The sequence below is a fragment of the Ilumatobacter nonamiensis YM16-303 genome (assembly GCF_000350145.1).
GTDB lineage: Bacteria > Actinomycetota > Acidimicrobiia > Acidimicrobiales > Ilumatobacteraceae > Ilumatobacter_A > Ilumatobacter_A nonamiensis.
On sequence record NZ_BAOL01000114.1, the window covers coordinates 1 to 14,501 of the forward strand.

Annotated in this window: 14 protein-coding genes; 6 read left to right on the forward strand and 8 right to left on the reverse strand. The window is 68.5% G+C overall.

The genetic code is table 11. The annotated features are described in order from the left end of the window. Positions 1-24: 24 nt before the first annotated feature. Positions 25-609: a 3-isopropylmalate dehydratase small subunit gene (gene leuD / locus ON45_RS12035; RefSeq protein ID WP_040494171.1), complete on the reverse strand. Its 585-nt coding sequence runs from the start codon at positions 607-609 to the stop codon at positions 25-27. Next, positions 606-2,015 (reverse strand): 3-isopropylmalate dehydratase large subunit, encoded by a 1,410-nt coding sequence (gene leuC / locus ON45_RS12040; RefSeq protein WP_040494172.1) that lies wholly within the window; start codon positions 2,013-2,015, stop codon positions 606-608. The genes leuD and leuC overlap by 4 nt, the downstream gene beginning before the upstream one ends. Before the next feature lie 59 nt (positions 2,016-2,074). Here leuC and ON45_RS12045 point away from each other — a divergent pair, with 59 nt between their 5' ends. Beyond that, on the forward strand, positions 2,075-2,722 hold the full coding sequence (locus ON45_RS12045) for an IclR family transcriptional regulator (protein ID WP_040494173.1): 648 nt from the start codon (positions 2,075-2,077) through the stop codon (positions 2,720-2,722). Between the two features lie 22 nt (positions 2,723-2,744). Here the strand turns inward: ON45_RS12045 and ON45_RS12050 are convergent, their stop codons facing one another. Continuing rightward, positions 2,745-3,767, reverse strand: coding sequence for a fatty acid desaturase family protein (locus ON45_RS12050; protein WP_040494175.1), 1,023 nt, complete (start codon positions 3,765-3,767; stop codon positions 2,745-2,747). Between the two features lie 71 nt (positions 3,768-3,838). Here ON45_RS12050 and ON45_RS12055 point away from each other — a divergent pair, with 71 nt between their 5' ends. Beyond that, complete coding sequence (locus ON45_RS12055) at positions 3,839-4,597, forward strand: PaaX family transcriptional regulator C-terminal domain-containing protein (protein WP_158412375.1); 759 nt, start codon at positions 3,839-3,841, stop codon at positions 4,595-4,597. Between the two features lie 44 nt (positions 4,598-4,641). Here the strand turns inward: ON45_RS12055 and ON45_RS12060 are convergent, their stop codons facing one another. Beyond that, positions 4,642-5,049 (reverse strand): DoxX family protein, encoded by a 408-nt coding sequence (locus ON45_RS12060; protein WP_040494177.1) that lies wholly within the window; start codon positions 5,047-5,049, stop codon positions 4,642-4,644. Between the two features lie 78 nt (positions 5,050-5,127). On the opposite strand from ON45_RS12060, the gene nadA reads away from it, so the two are divergent. Genes nadA through nadC form a run of 3 tightly spaced genes read left to right on the forward strand, consistent with a single transcriptional unit; the run spans position 5,128 to position 8,796 of the window. After that, a complete protein-coding gene (gene nadA, locus ON45_RS12065) occupies positions 5,128-6,150 on the forward strand; it encodes a quinolinate synthase NadA (protein ID WP_206537693.1) in 1,023 nt (340 codons plus the stop codon). Between the two features lie 9 nt (positions 6,151-6,159). Continuing rightward, the gene (locus ON45_RS12070) at positions 6,160-7,842 is read left to right on the forward strand and encodes an L-aspartate oxidase (RefSeq protein WP_040494179.1); all 1,683 of its coding nucleotides are present in this window, start codon (positions 6,160-6,162) and stop codon (positions 7,840-7,842) included. A gap of 51 nt (positions 7,843-7,893) precedes the next feature. Continuing rightward, positions 7,894-8,796, forward strand: coding sequence for a carboxylating nicotinate-nucleotide diphosphorylase (gene nadC, locus ON45_RS12075; RefSeq protein ID WP_040494181.1), 903 nt, complete (start codon positions 7,894-7,896; stop codon positions 8,794-8,796). Here the strand turns inward: nadC and ON45_RS12080 are convergent. From ON45_RS12080 to greA, 4 genes are read right to left on the reverse strand one after another with little or no spacing between them, the layout of a single operon-like run. After that, the gene (locus tag ON45_RS12080; protein ID WP_040494183.1) at positions 8,790-9,749 is read right to left on the reverse strand and encodes an FKBP-type peptidyl-prolyl cis-trans isomerase; all 960 of its coding nucleotides are present in this window, start codon (positions 9,747-9,749) and stop codon (positions 8,790-8,792) included. The genes nadC and ON45_RS12080 overlap by 7 nt on opposite strands. A gap of 37 nt (positions 9,750-9,786) precedes the next feature. Next, positions 9,787-11,256: an ABC1 kinase family protein gene (locus tag ON45_RS12085; protein ID WP_051062959.1), complete on the reverse strand. Its 1,470-nt coding sequence runs from the start codon at positions 11,254-11,256 to the stop codon at positions 9,787-9,789. Then, positions 11,253-12,179: an alpha/beta fold hydrolase gene (locus tag ON45_RS12090; RefSeq protein WP_083914858.1), complete on the reverse strand. Its 927-nt coding sequence runs from the start codon at positions 12,177-12,179 to the stop codon at positions 11,253-11,255. The genes ON45_RS12085 and ON45_RS12090 overlap by 4 nt, the downstream gene beginning before the upstream one ends. Next, positions 12,176-12,625 carry a transcription elongation factor GreA gene (greA, locus tag ON45_RS12095; protein ID WP_040494187.1) on the reverse strand — a complete coding sequence of 150 codons (450 nt, stop codon included), beginning with the start codon at positions 12,623-12,625 and terminating at the stop codon, positions 12,176-12,178. The genes ON45_RS12090 and greA overlap by 4 nt, the downstream gene beginning before the upstream one ends. A gap of 82 nt (positions 12,626-12,707) precedes the next feature. Here greA and ON45_RS23525 point away from each other — a divergent pair, with 82 nt between their 5' ends. Further along, the gene (locus tag ON45_RS23525) at positions 12,708-14,471 is read left to right on the forward strand and encodes a DUF5005 domain-containing protein (RefSeq protein WP_051062961.1); all 1,764 of its coding nucleotides are present in this window, start codon (positions 12,708-12,710) and stop codon (positions 14,469-14,471) included. The last annotated feature ends 30 nt before the right edge of the window (positions 14,472-14,501 follow it).

Consider the following 14,501-nt stretch of genomic DNA (forward strand, 5'->3'; position numbering starts at 1 on the left):
CGGGTCAGACCCGTTACGTAACGGTCAGCGGAGGTAGGCGGGACGGTTCGACTCGAAGGTGTCGATCGCGGCGGCCTTGCCGAGGGTGATGCCGATGTCGTCGAGACCGTTGAGGAAACGGTGCTGCACGTCGGACGACATCGGGAACGCTTCGTCGATGCCCGCGGCGGGAACCTCGACGGCCAACCGCTCGACGTCGACCACGATCGCGGTCTGCGGATCCGCATCGATCGCCGCCCAGATCGCCTCGACCGTCGACTCCGGAAGCACGACCGGCACGAGGCCGTTCTTGGTGCAGTTGTTCTTGAAGATGTCGGAGAAGCTCGGCGCGATCACCGCGTCGAATCCGTACTGCTGGATCGCCCACACGGCGTGCTCGCGCGATGACCCGACGCCGAACGCCGGCCCGGCGACGAGGATGTTCGCGCCGGTGAAGCGCTCGTCGTTGAGGACGAAGTCCTGCTCGTCGCGCCACGCGGAGAACAGACCCTTCTCGAAGCCGGTCCGTTCGACCTGCTTGAGCCACACGGCGGGGATGATCTGGTCGGTGTCGACGTCGCTGCGCTTGAGCGGGACGCCGGTGCCGTTGATGATCTGGACCGCCCTCATGACGTCACCGCCTCGAGCTCGGCAGGTGTACAGAACGTGCCCTTCACCGCGGTGGCGGCCGCGACGGCGGGGGAGACCAGATGGGTCCGTCCGCCCGGTCCCTGACGTCCCTCGAAGTTGCGGTTGCTCGTGGATGCTGCTCGTTCCCGCGGTGCGAGTTTGTCGGGGTTCATCGCCAGACACATCGAGCATCCGGGCTCGCGCCAGTCGGCGCCCGCAGCGGTGAACACCTGATCGAGGCCCTCCTCGATCGCCTGGTCCTTCACCCGGTGGCTACCGGGGACGATCATCACGCGAGGCACCGTGACGGTGCGACCCTTCATCACGTCGGCTGCCGCCCGGAGATCCTCGATGCGGCTGTTCGTGCACGAACCGATGAACACGGTGTCGACCGGAACGTCGCGCATCGACGTGCCCGCCTCCAGGCCCATGTACTCGAGCGCGCGCTCGATCGTCTCGCGCTGGGTGGGGTTGTCGAAGCTGGCCGGATCGGGGATCGGCGTGTCGATCGATGCGACCTGGCCGGGGTTGGTTCCCCACGACACGTGCGGCGCGATCTGCGCAGCGTCGAGCACGATCTCCTTGTCCCACGCAGCATCGTCGTCGGAGAAGAGCTGCTTCCAATCGGCGACAGCGGCGTCCCACTCGGCACCTGTAGGCACCTCGTCGCGACCTTCCAGATAGTCGAAGGTCGTCTGGTCGGGGGCGATCAGGCCGGCCTTCGCGCCGGCTTCGATCGACATGTTGCAGACGGTCATCCGACCTTCCATCGACAGCGCCTCGATCGCCGAGCCGCGGTACTCGATCACGTGGCCGAGCCCGCCGCCGGTGCCGATCTCGCCGAGGATCGCGAGGATCACGTCCTTCGCTGTGACCCCGGGCTGCAAGTCGCCATCGACCCTGACCGACATCCACTTCGGACGTTCCTGCGGCAGCGTCTGGGTCGCGAGTACGTGCTCGACCTCGCTCGTGCCGATGCCGAACGCGAGCGCCCCGAACGCCCCGTGCGTGGCGGTGTGTGAGTCGCCGCAGACGATCGTCATTCCCGGCATGGTGCGTCCCTGCTCAGGACCGATCACGTGGACGATGCCCTGATTCGGATCGCCCATCGGGAAGTTGGTGATGCCGAACTCGGCGGTGTTGGCGCGCAGCGTGTCGACCTGTTTCGCCGAGATCGGATCCTCGATCGGACGATCGATGTTCTCGGTCGGGACGTTGTGGTCCTCGGTCGCGATCGTCAACTCGGGGCGGCGCACCGAGCGTCCGGTGAGGCGAAGCCCGTCGAAGGCCTGCGGGCTGGTGACCTCGTGCACGAGGTGCAGGTCGATGTAGATGAGGTCGGGCTCACCGTCGCCCGACTGGACGAGGTGGCGTTCCCACACCTTCTCCGGCAGTGTCTTGCCCACGTTTGATCTCCTCATCGTTCCTTGCGTGATCCCACGATGTGGGATAGCTTTCTCTGGATATGGACATCGTAACGGGAGTCGGCGTGCTCGACAAGGCGATGACGATCGTTCGGGCCGTCGCGGATCGTCCGCAGTCGCTGCCAGGGCTCCAGGAGGCGACAGGGTTCCCGCGCGCCACGGTGCACCGGCTGGCGGCCGCGCTCGAGCAGCAGGGAATGCTGCGGCGCGGCGTCGACGGCCGGTACGAACTCGGACACGGTCTGGTCGCGCTCGCGCGGAGTGCCCGTGAGGGCTTTCCGCTCGCAGAGCGCGCACGCCCGATCCTGTCGACCCTGCGCGACGACACCGGCGAGAGCGTGCAGCTCTACGTGCGCGAAGGCGCGCAACGCCGCTGCGTGCTGTCGCTCGAGACCCCACATGGCCTGCGTTGGATCGTCCCCGAGGGGTCCGTCTTCCCGCTCGATGCCGGGTCGGCCGGCCGCGTCCTCTCCGCCGGGACATCGGTTGGCGGGTGGGTCGAGAGCGTGGGTGAACGCGAGCCGGGTGTGGCGTCGGTGAGCGCGGCCGTCGCCGATGGTCGCGATGACGTCGTCGCCGCGGTCTCGGTGAGCGGACCGATCGAACGGCTGAGCCGTGAGCCCGGTCAACGGTTCGGCGACGCAGTCATCGCCGCGGCGGACGCGCTGTCGGTCGCGCTCGCCGACTGACGACGCCGAACGTTCGCCTGGGTCAGTCCGAGGAGATCGGCGAGAAGAGTCCCGCTCCGGCGTCGGTTCGCTCGCCGAGGTCGTGGGCGAGGTCGGAGTCGCGGCTCGTGGCGGCGCGGATGAAGGCGCGGTAGCTGGGGTACTCGAGGTCGGGGGTGACCCAGCCCGACGCGACCAATTCGTCGTGGAACCGTGGCAGGTTGCGCCACGGGACACCCATGTCGACGTGGTGGGCGAGATGCCAGCCCGTGTTGTAGGGCACCATCCACATCCGGGCGAGCAACGACTGGCGGATGACGTGAGTCGTCAGGCGACGGTCGCCGGAGCGGATCATGCCGCCGTGTTCGGCGATCGAACGGATCCGGTTGGAGACCCGCCAGAGCGTCGACCACGACAGGATCCACACGAGGTACACGAGCGGACGACCGACAGCGATCGTCGTTGCCAACGCCACCACCTGCATGCCGAGAATGCAGCGCGCGTCGTGATTGCCGTGGCGCACCGCCATGTAGAGGCCACGGAAGTTCTTGTAGGCGCTGTTCCCGAGGGCGTCGCGCCGCATCTTGCGCCGCCATGAGTCCCGCGTGATCGGGTATCCCCGGTACAGCGCGAGGTCGGGCTCCTCCGGGCCCATCTCGTCGCGATGGTGCGCGAAATGCGAGCGGCGGTACGACTGGAACGGCTGGAACGTCGGGTAGGCCAGCAGCCATCGTCCGACCCAGTCGTTGGCGCGCCGATTCGAGAACAACAGCCGATGCGCTGCCTCGTGGCCGAGGATGTTCAGTCGAGCGTGGCCGCCTCCCAGCAGGAAGAACGCCAGGACGTAGGACCACCATGTGTTGATCCAGCCCGCAGCCACGGCGACGCCGACCGACAGCACGAGCGCCCCGATGACGGTGCCGATGTTGCGGAGGTCGTCGATGCGGCGCAGGTCCGCACGCAACGGATTGCGCGCCATTCCGCGCTCGTTCAACCGCTCCGTCGGCAGCACCTCCGGCAGTTCGCCGTCCGTGGGGACCAGGGGGTCGGTGGTCGTTCTCGTCATCGGGTTCCATGATACAGTATCTGTTCGTGGTGCGCAATCGGGGTAACAGAACCGACGGGGTGGACGAAACCGTGAGCGAGCTGGGGATCGATCCCTTGAACGCCCGGTCGGTGGTTCTGTCCTCGCTGCTCGGCTCCCACCCGCCGAGGCAGTCGGCGCGGTCGTTGATCGCCCTGGCGGAACGCTTCGGCATCCGCCCCGGCACCGTGCGGACCGCGCTCTCGCGGATGGTCGCTTCGGGCGAACTCACCACCGACGACGCGTCGTACGAGCTCGCCGGTCGGCTGCTGGACCGTCAGCGCGAGCAGGACATCGGTCGTCGCGTGATCGATGCATCCTGGGACGGAACGTGGTGGTCGGTCATCGTCGAGTCCGATCGCCGCAGCACGGCCGAGCGGCGGTCGTTCCGAGCATCGATGGAAGGCGCCCGGATGGCCGAGCTGCGTCCCGACATCTGGTTGCGGCCGGCGAACGTTCCGGCACCGCCTCGCTCCGAGGGCGTCATCGTGACCCGGGGGCCGTTCGAGTGCGATGACGTCGGCGACCTCGTCGGCCGGCTCTGGCCGCTCGACTCGATCGAACAGCAGGCCGGGCGCCTCGAGCGAGTGCTGCACGACCATCTACCTGTGATCGACTCGCCCGCCGGCGACGATGCACTCGCGACGACGTTCACGGTGGCCGCGGCAGCGGTGCGGTTTTTGCGCTCGGAACCACAGCTTCCGGGTGCGCTCACGCCGGTGACGTGGACCGCGAGCTCGATCCGCCCGCTGTATGACGAGTTCCTCGTCGTCTTCCAACGCCAGCTCCGCGCGTTCTTCGCCGGCGCCTGATCGACGGCGGCCCGTTCGCGGGGTGGAAACCGGTGGTCGTCGTTTCAGCGCGCCGAGCGTTGTGCGATCCGCCACACCCCGATCGCGAGTGGGACCTGCATCGGGAGGCGCAGCCAGTTCACGATCCGGCCCGAACCTGCAGCGGTTCCGACCGAGCGGGTCATGGTTCCGTCGACGGGCTTGACCTCGACATCGTGGATCGCCATGTCGACGTTCGCCGGGAAGACGGCGGCGGTGAGGGCGACGAGGCCGAATGCCGACCAGCGCCTGATCGGTGCCGGGAGAAGTCCGAGTCCGAGCGCGATCTCCGCCGCTCCGCTCGCTCGGTTCGCCAAGCGCTTGTCCGGGAACCAGTCGGGCACGATCGACTCGAAGAAATCGGGACGGGCGAAGTGCATCACTCCGGCTCCGGTGAAGAAGGCACTGGCGAGGAGCGTCGTGGGGCGCGGCATCGACTCATTCAAGCCGGTTCGACCGACACCGGCTGAACCGACTGATTCGTGGCGGCCCGACCGACGTACGCTGGAAGCATGACCGGATCCACGGATCACGCACCGGCACACGATGCTGAAGTCGAGGTGGACCTCCTGCCGTCGGACTGGCGCGAGCAGGTGCTCGCGCTCGCCGAGGAGAAGGACGCGGTGATCCTCGCGCACAACTACCAGTTGCCCGAGATCCAGGACATCGCGCATCACACCGGCGACTCGCTCGGTCTGTCGCGGGTCGCCGCCGAGGTCGACGCGTCGACGATCGTGTTCTGCGGGGTCCACTTCATGGCCGAGTCGGCCAAGATCCTGAGCTACGACAAGACGGTACTGATCCCCGACGAACGTGCCGGATGCTCGCTCGCCGAGACGATCACCGCCGATCAGCTGCGGGCGTGGAAGGCCGAGCATCCCGGCGCCGTCGTCGTGTCGTACGTGAACACCACGGCCGCGGTGAAAGCCGAGACCGACATCTGCTGCACGTCGTCGAACGCGGTCGAGGTCGTCCAGTCGATCCCGGCCGACACCGACGTGCTGTTCTGCCCGGACCAGTTCCTCGGAGCGCACGTGCAGCGAATCACCGGGCGCGAGAACATGCACATCTGGATGGGCGAATGCCACGTGCACGCCGGGATCAACGGCGCCGACCTGAAGGACCGGGTCGAAGCCGAGCCCGACGCCGAGTTGTTCGTCCACCCCGAGTGCGGCTGCGCGACCAGCGCGCTGTATCTCGTGGGGGCAGGTGTCGTGCCCGAGGAGCGGACGAAGATCCTGTCGACCGGTGGGATGATCACCGCGGCCCGCGAGACGAAAGCGAGCACCGTTCTCGTCGCGACCGAGACCGGGATGATCCACCAGCTCCAGAAGGCGGCGCCCGACGTCAACTTCGAGCCGGTCAACCGGGCGGCGGTGTGCAAGTACATGAAGATGATCACGCCGGCGAAGTTGCTCCGCAGCCTGCGTGACGATCGGGACGAGGTCACCGTCGACCGTGACATCGCCGACGCCGCCCGCCGGTCCGTCGAACGCATGATCGCGATCGGCACGCCCTCCGCCACCGCCGAATGAGCTGAGACCATGGCGCTTCCTCGGCGGTTGACCGCACCGGCTCCGACGTGGGCGCGCGACGTGGACGTCGTGGTGATCGGGTCGGGTGCGGCCGGGTTGTCCGCGGCGCTGGCCGTGCGTCCGGTGCGCAGCGTGTTGGTGGTGACGAAGGGCGTCCTCGAAGCGGGATCGACCCAGTGGGCGCAGGGCGGTCTCGCCGGTGTGCTCGACCCCGCGGACTCGACCGAGAACCACGTGCGCGACACGCTCGTCGCCGGCGCGGGGCTCTGCGACGAGGCGGTCGTCCGCCAACTGGTCGACGAGGCGCCGATGTCGATCCGCTACCTGATGCGACTCGGCGCAGCGTTCGACCCGAGCCACGACCCGGTCCCGCGACCCGGTCTCGACATCGACATCGCGCTCACTCGCGAAGGTGGCCACAGCCACGACCGGATCGTCCACTCCGGCGGCGACCGCTCGGGCGCCGAGGTGCAGCGGACGCTCGACCAGTCGGCCGTCGGAGCCGGAGCGGAGGTGCTGAACCATGCGTTTGCGCTCGACCTCGTCGTCGGCCGCTCCGCCGACGGATCACCCCAGGCCGGAGGCGTTCGGGTGGCGAAGATGGACGAGCACGGCGGCGTCGTCTCGGTCGGCACGATCACGGCCCGCGCCGTGGTGATCGCCTGCGGCGGATACGGCCAGGTGTTCGCATCGACGTCGAACCCCCCGGCGGTCACCGGCGACGGCATCGCGATGGCGTTGCGCGCGGGGCTGCCGACCCGGGACGTCGAGTTCGTGCAGTTCCACCCGACCGTGCTGTGGCGCGGACGCGGTGCGACCGGCCAGCAGGCACTGGTCTCGGAGGCCGTACGTGGCGAAGGAGCCATCCTGTTCGACGCTGCCGGCGAGCGGGTGATGCAGGGCGTGCACCCGCAGGAAGATCTCGCACCGCGCGACGTGGTGTCGGCAGCGATCAGTGCCCGGATGGCACTCGCACCCGCCGGCGTCGACGACCACGTGTACCTCGACGCCACCCACATGGGGGAGCGGTTCGCCGAACGTTTCCCGAGCATCCACGCTGCCTGTCGCGAGATCGGCATCGACCCGGCGGTGGACCGGATTCCGGTCGCGCCCGCTGCTCACTACAGCTGCGGCGGGATCACCGCCGACCTGAACGGCACCACGACGTTGCCCGGTCTGTTCGCCGTCGGCGAGGTCAGTTCGACCGGGGTCCACGGAGCGAACCGCCTCGCGTCGAACAGCCTGACCGAGTCGATCGTCGCAGGAACGCGGGTCGGTCGCGATCTCGCGTGGGAGCTTCCACGTCCTGCGCAACTGGACGACGAACCGGACTCCGACATCACCGGAGTCCTCCTGAGCCCCGACCGGTTGGGCGAGGTGCGCCGGACGATGTCGCGCCATGTCGGAGTCGTGCGCGATGCCGGCGGCCTGGCGACCGCGATGGAGTCGTTGGGCGCCCTCACCCGCGCCGCGAGCCCCGATGTCGAGCCGAACTGCGCATCGTGGGAGGCGACGAATCTGCTCACGATGGCGTCGGCTGTCGTGTCCGCAGCGCTCGAACGAACGGAGAGCCGAGGGTGCCATCGTCGCAGCGATCATCCGGCCACGGAGCCGGCGTGGGTCCGCCACCTCGAAGTCGTGCTCGACGCGTCCGGCGCCGTCGAGGTCCGTCCCGAGCCGACCTCGGCGTGACAGCGGAACGGACTGTGTCGGGCGCGCACCGTCCCGCGTAGGGTCGGGCCGATGTTCGTGTTTCATCCGGTGTCGACCGACACGCGAGAGCAGTTGATCGATGGGGGACTCGATCCCGACGCCGTGGCCTCGCTCGTCCGCTCGGCGATCGCGGAGGACTTGATGGGTGGTGTCGACGTCACGTCCACAGCCACGATTCCCGCCGACCAGCGCAGCGTCGCGACGTTCGGCGCGCGGGAGTCGGGCGTGGTTGCCGGCCTCCCGATCGTGGCCGCGGTGGTCGAGACGGTCTGTGGGGACGAGGCGAGCAACGTCGAGTTGCTCGTCGCCGACGGATCGCGGGTGGACGCAGGGACCGCCGTCGCGCGGGTCACCGCTCCCACTCGTCTCCTCCTCACCGCCGAGCGCACTGCGCTCAACCTGCTGTGTCACCTGTCGGGCGTCGCCAGCCTCACCCGCCGGTGGGCCGACGCGCTGGACGGCACGCGCGCGACCGTGCGCGACACGCGCAAGACGACGCCCGGCCTGCGCGCCCTCGAGAAGTACGCGGTGCGCTGCGGTGGAGGGGCCAACCATCGGATGGGACTGTCGGACATGGCGCTGGTGAAGGACAATCACGTCGCCGCTGCGGGTGGGATCACCGCCGCGTACGAGCGGGTCCGCTCGCTCGAGGCGACGATCCCGGTCGAGATCGAGGTCGACTCACTCGACGGGCTGCGCGAGGCGATCGCGGCGGGAGCCGACGAGGTGCTGATCGACAACTTCACGCCTGACCAGATGCGTGAAGCGGTCACGATCCGCGACGAGACCGACCCGGCGGTGCGGCTGGAGGCGAGTGGCGGGCTGACCTTCGCGACGGCTCGCGCCGTCGCCGAGACCGGGGTGGACCTGATCGCCGTCGGCGAACTGACGCACTCCGCGCGAGTGCTCGACCTCGGCCTGGATTTTCAGTAGGCGGCGAGGAGCTCGACGACGAAGATCATGTCGGTGTCGGCGGGCAGTCCGCTCTGGGGACGTCCTTCGACACCGAAGCCCTCTTCCGGCGGAATCGTGATCGCACGGACTCCGCCGACGTTCATCCCCTCCATCCCGGTGACCAGGCCGGGGAGCAGGCTCTCGTCGAACGGCAGCGGCTGGGGGGTCCAGGCGGGCTCGATCGCCACGCCGTTGTCGCCGCGGAAGTTGACGTAGCGGATCACGGCGGTGTCACCGATCTCGAGCGGATCGCCGTTTCCCTCGACGAGGTCCTCGAACTCCGTCGTCTCGACACCTTCCTCGGTCGAGAGTTCGACACCCGGTTCCGTCGGAGCGTCGGTCGCCTTGGCGACGTTGCGGACATCGATCACGAACGTGAGGTTCTCGTTCTCGCCGATGACCTCCCCGCGAGCCGCTTCGCCGTATGCGAGGTCGGACGGGATGTCGAGTTGGACCTGTTCGCCCGCCTGCGCGCCGACCAGGCCGTCTTCCCAACCCTGGATCACGCTGCCCGTGCCGAGTTCGAGAATGAACGGTTCGCCACGGTCCCAGCTGTTGTCGAACTCCTCGCCGTCGGACGAGCGCACGCCGACGTAGTCGACGATCACGGTGTCGCCGGCTTCAGCGGGGTCGCCGGTTCCCTCGACGAGCACGGTCCGTTCGAGTTCCGTCGGCATCTCCGCGGGCAGTTCGACCTCGGGCTTGTCCGGGTTCTCCGTCGTGGACGGTGCCGGCGGGGTGGTCTCTGCACTCGCATCGGTGGCCGGGACGCTGTCATCGGTCGCCGCGTCCGTCTCGGCGCTCTCGCCGCCGGTGTCGGCCACGTCCGCCGCGGGATCCGCCGACTCGGAATCCCCGGCGGAATCCGAGCCACCGCAGGCGGCGAGTGACAGGGCGGCGATGATCGAGATGGCGAAAGTGGTCCGACGCATTGCGAGGACGCTATCGCTGCTCCGATCGTCGCTGTCGTCAGGGAGTGTGACCGTTGCGGCTGAGCCAGTCGGCCTCGGCCCGGCCGAGATCGGTCGACGGCGGGGCGTCGACGAACGGCCACAGTTCGGCGGCGATGCGCCGGTAGTTGCCCTGAGCGCCCAGTTCTCCGAGCAGCGCGTACAGGCCGAGGTTGATCCGCTGGATGAAGACGAAGGCGCGCGGCACGGTGGCGTACTGGCTGATCGGGCTCGTCCGGTCGAAGGTGTGTCGCACGATCGAGTTGGCGTACTCCCGGGTCCAGGTGATCTCCCGGTCCGTCCGCACGATGTCGTAGAACGCCGAGAAGTACTCGCCCACGGCGTCGGTGTCGACCGGCGCGCCGGGACGCAGCATCCCCGCCTCTTCGACGATCCGACGGAACTCGACAGCGTCGTGGTCGACCGCCGCCGCTTCCACCATCGATCCGAACGTCGCGAGTTCGTCGTCGGTGAAGTGCTTGACGAGTCCGAAGTCGAGGAACGTCACCGTCCCGTCGTCGTGGAACAGGTAGTTGCCGGGATGGGGATCACCGTTGAACGCCCCGAATCGATAGAGCGACCGGAACACGAACCGGAAGATGATCTCGCCGACCCGATCCCGGGTCTCCTGCCCGCGCTCGAGCATCTCCGACCAGCGGACACCGTTCACCAGCTCGGTGGTGAGCACGCGTGCCGTGCAGTACCGGTCGACCACGGCGGGGATGCGGATGAACGGGTGACCCTCGTAGTACTCGGCGAACTGGCGCTGGTTCGTCGCTTCGAGCACGTAGTCGACCTCGTCGATCAGTCGGAGTTTGATCTCGTCGACCATCTCGGCCGGATCGAGTCCGCCGAAGCTCTGCTTGAGCAGCGCGCCGAGCATGTCGGCATTCCGCAGATCCGACGCGATCGCCTCCGCGACTCCCGGGTACTGCACCTTCACGGCGACGGCCTGCTCGGTTCCGTCGTCGTGACGGACGATCGCCCGATGCACCTGGCCGATCGACGCCGCGGCGATCGGTTCGGGATCGAACTCGACGAACAGCTCGTCGATCGGGGCACCGAGTTCGGCCTCGACGGTGGCGCGCGCGAGTTCGGTCGACATCGGTGGTGCGTCGGCCTGGAGTTGGGCCAACGCGAGGCGCAGCGGTTCGGGGAGCCCGTCGTCGAGGTAGCTCGCCATCTGGCCGAGCTTCATCAGCGCGCCCTTCATCTGCCCGAGGTCCGCGGCCACCTGTTCGGCCGTACGGAACTCTCGCTGGCGATCGAGTTCTTCGCGGCGCTCTGCCGACGCGAAGGTCTTCCGTGCGGCGGTGGTGGCGTACGTGCCTCCGACCCGCGCACCCATCCGAGCGAGTCGGGCGTTGCGTCCCAACCACGACGTGCCGAGCCGGCCGTTGGCGTCACGACGTGCCAGGGCGATCGCACCGACCGCCGTCGCGGCGCCGACGAACAGCACGGCCATCGCAGCGGTTCGCCGTTTCGTCATGTCGAGCTGCGTTCCACGGTGGCGATGGCGCGCAGGAGTGCGGGCACGAAGGCGTCGGCCGCTTCGACGGCCGCGCCGTGGTCGCTGTCGATGCGGAACACGGTTGCGTCGGGCAACGCGTCGAACAACATCGTCTGTCGCCGTCGGCTGACCACGCCGTCCTGCATCGTGATCAGCAGCGCCGTGGGGACGTCGACCTCGGAGATCCACGGCGTGGAGTCGAATCCGCCGATCGCCGTGCCGGCCTCGAGCAGCATCCGCCAGTCGTGGCTCGCCGCTTCCTGCACGGCCCACGGTTCCCAGTCGCGCGACTTTCGCTGGAGGTACAGCTGGTCGGTGAGCCACGTCCTCGCTTGTTCCGGAGTGATGCGGGCGAGCGCGGCCAGTCCGGTGGCGCCGAGAAAGGAGAGCCGTTCGACCCGTTCGACCGAGAACACCGGCGCCGTGGCGCACAGGACCAGCCCACGGACGCGCTCGGCGTGGCGTCGCCAGATGAGCTGGGCGACCGGCCCGCCCATCGAGTAGCCGATCGGGATGAATCGGTCGATCCCGAGTGCGTCGGCGATCGCGACGGCGTCGTCCGCACAGTCCTCCAGGCGGAACCGCCGTTTGCTGCGCAGTCCCGTTCCGTGGCCGCGCTGGTCGAACGCGATGACCCGGTGCTGTTCCGCCAGCGCGTCGTAGCAGCGGAACCAGTTCAGGTCGGCGGTCGCCGTCCATCCGTGGAGCAGCACGATCGTCGAGTCCGCGTCCCGGGGGCCGAAATCGCGGACGGGGATCGTGCCACGGTCCGGGAGTTCGACCGGTGACGACGGCGGAACGTCGGGTCCGAGCGCGCGGACATGGACCTCCTCGTCGGCGGATCCGAGCGAGGCGGGCGGCGGATCCGGATCGACGTCTCGAGGGTCGTCGAGCTGGCTCAGACCGTGTCGACCTTCAGGACTTTCACGGTGAGCGAGCCGTTGGGTGCGTCGTAGGAGATCGTTGCGCCCTCCTCGGCCCCGTCGAGTGCGGCTCCGAGCGGCGAGGTGGAACTGATGACGTCAGCCCCGTCGACGACTTCTTCCATGTTGCCGATGAGGTAACGCTCGGCCATGTCGTCGGAATCCCCCTCGTAGACGATGGTGTAGACCTGCGAAGCCTCCACGATCTCCGCATTCTCGAGGAGGTGCTCGAGTTGGCGGATGCGGCCCTCCATGTGGCCCTGCTCGTCCTTGGCAGCGTGATAGCCGGCGTTCTCCTTGAGGTCGCCCTCCTCGCGGGCGACTTCGATCTTGTTCGCCACCTCGATTCGACCGCGGGTGGTGAGATCGTCGAACTCCGCCTGCAGTTTGTCGAAGGCGGCTTGTGAGAGCTGCGGATTGGCCATGGCCGACACGCTACCCAGCGCGTCCCGACCGAAACCGCGCCCCGCGCGCTCGTGGCCACCTCGTCGTCGTACAATGTTGCGAATGGATGACGATTCGCAGGACATCCCTGCCGCGACGTCTCCAGAGACGGGCTCTCGGTCGCGATACGCCACCGATCGCCGATGGATCATCGGTGGGCTCGCGTTGGCGATCATCGGCCTCGTCGTGGTGTCGGGCGTGGTTCGTTCTTCGGGTGCATCCACCGTGCGCGACGACGGCACCGAGAGTGACGATCGGGCGTCCGAATCGGCAGACACGGGACCGGTCGTCGACCGGACCACGGTGCCGCCCGAGACCGTCGAATCGGCGGCGACGGTGACGGCCGCATCGACCAGCACGACCGCACCCACCACGACCACGACCGAGCCGCCGTCGACCGCTCCGCTGCTGGACGAGGAGCCGGCCGTGATGGCGCGACCGATCCCGGTCGACCCGCCACCACCTCCGCCCGATGCCCCACCCGCGCCATGGGCCGACAGCGTGGTCACCACGGCCGGTGGGCACGTGTCGACCGATGTCGGATGTGCGCGCGATTCGTCGCCGCGCTCGCTCGACGCCTTTCTCGCGCAGCGCGTGGGACCGGTGATCGGCTGGGACTACCAGCACGTCTATCCACTCGGCGGCGACCGGCACCTGTGGCTCTTCCAGGACACGTTCATCGACCATTCGAACACCGCCGGGTCACTCGACCAGGCGAACTTCGCGCACAACGCCGCGCTCGTCCAGGACGGGAGTTGTTTCCGACTCCTGCACAGCGGCACCACCGATCGTCCCACGCCCTTCGAGCCGGGCACCGGCACACGCACGCTCACGACCTGGTACTGGCCGATGGGTGGCGAAGTGCACAACGGTCGGCTGCACGTCTTCTGGGCCCGGATGGTCAAGGATCCGGTCGAGCCTCAGCCGCCGGACGGACTCGGATGGCACCCGGAAGCGACATTCATCGGGACCTACGATCCCGGCACGTTGGAGCGGCTCGACTTCCGCCCGGCACCGCAGGGTGGAGCGAGTCCGATCTACGGTTACACGGTCCAGTCGCAGGGTGAGTGGACCTATCTGTTCGGGAACACCTTCGAGCAGAACCTGTCCCGCGAGGGTGGCTGGGCCAACGGGCCGCATTCCGGGACCGAGATGTACCTCGCCCGGGTGTCGCGGGGTCAACTCTTCGATCAGCCCGAGTTCTGGACGGACGGCGGTTGGGTCCGCGACGGTGGCGACGCCGAGCCGTTCCTCGAGCGGCATTGGGCCGAGTTCCCGTTCCAGCCCCGGTTCATGGACGGTCAATGGGTGGCGTTCACCGCGGTCGACGGGTACTGGGGCGACCGGTTCGAATTCGACGTCGCACGCAATCCGTGGGGTCCGTGGACCACCGTCGAGCAGGGGCCGCTGCTCCCGCGCGGGGCGGATTCGACGATGAACACCTACCACGCACACGTCCTGCCGTGGCGGGACGCAGCCGGACAGGCCGTGGTGTCGGTGTCGAACAACGCCCGCAACATGCTGCGCGACGCGTGGCCGCATCCGTCTCGCTACCGCCCGACGGTCTTCGCGTTCCCGTGGAGTGCACCGCCCCCGGTTCCGACGCCGACCACCACCACGACGACGACCACCACGGCGAAGCCGCCACGGCCCTCGACGACCACCACGTCGTCGACCACGACCACGACGGTGCGTCCGTCGACGACCACCACGACGTCCACGACCGCGACGACGACATCGACCGTGCCCCCGACGGCCAGCACGACGACGACCACGGTCCCCTCGCCGACGTCGACCACGACCACCACCCCGGACGGCCAACCCTGACCCGTTCTCGTGAACAGTTCGCGCACGGAG

Bases quoted from the DNA above. Each gene is read 5' to 3' on its own strand.
- ON45_RS12085 (WP_051062959.1), bottom strand. From the start codon at position 11,256: ATGACGAAACGGCGAACCGCTGCGATGGCCGTGCTGTTCGTCGGCGCC.
- ON45_RS12070 (WP_040494179.1), top strand. From the start codon at position 6,160: ATGGCGCTTCCTCGGCGGTTGACCGCACCGGCTCCGACGTGGGCGCGC.
- ON45_RS12050 (WP_040494175.1), bottom strand. From the start codon at position 3,767: ATGACGAGAACGACCACCGACCCCCTGGTCCCCACGGACGGCGAACTG.
- ON45_RS12080 (WP_040494183.1), bottom strand. From the start codon at position 9,749: ATGCGTCGGACCACTTTCGCCATCTCGATCATCGCCGCCCTGTCACTC.
- nadA (WP_206537693.1), top strand. From the start codon at position 5,128: ATGACCGGATCCACGGATCACGCACCGGCACACGATGCTGAAGTCGAG.
- greA (WP_040494187.1), bottom strand. From the start codon at position 12,625: ATGGCCAATCCGCAGCTCTCACAAGCCGCCTTCGACAAACTGCAGGCG.
- nadC (WP_040494181.1), top strand. From the start codon at position 7,894: ATGTTCGTGTTTCATCCGGTGTCGACCGACACGCGAGAGCAGTTGATC.
- ON45_RS12045 (WP_040494173.1), top strand. From the start codon at position 2,075: ATGGACATCGTAACGGGAGTCGGCGTGCTCGACAAGGCGATGACGATC.
- leuD (WP_040494171.1), bottom strand. From the start codon at position 609: ATGAGGGCGGTCCAGATCATCAACGGCACCGGCGTCCCGCTCAAGCGC.
- ON45_RS12060 (WP_040494177.1), bottom strand. From the start codon at position 5,049: ATGCCGCGCCCCACGACGCTCCTCGCCAGTGCCTTCTTCACCGGAGCC.
- ON45_RS23525 (WP_051062961.1), top strand. From the start codon at position 12,708: ATGGATGACGATTCGCAGGACATCCCTGCCGCGACGTCTCCAGAGACG.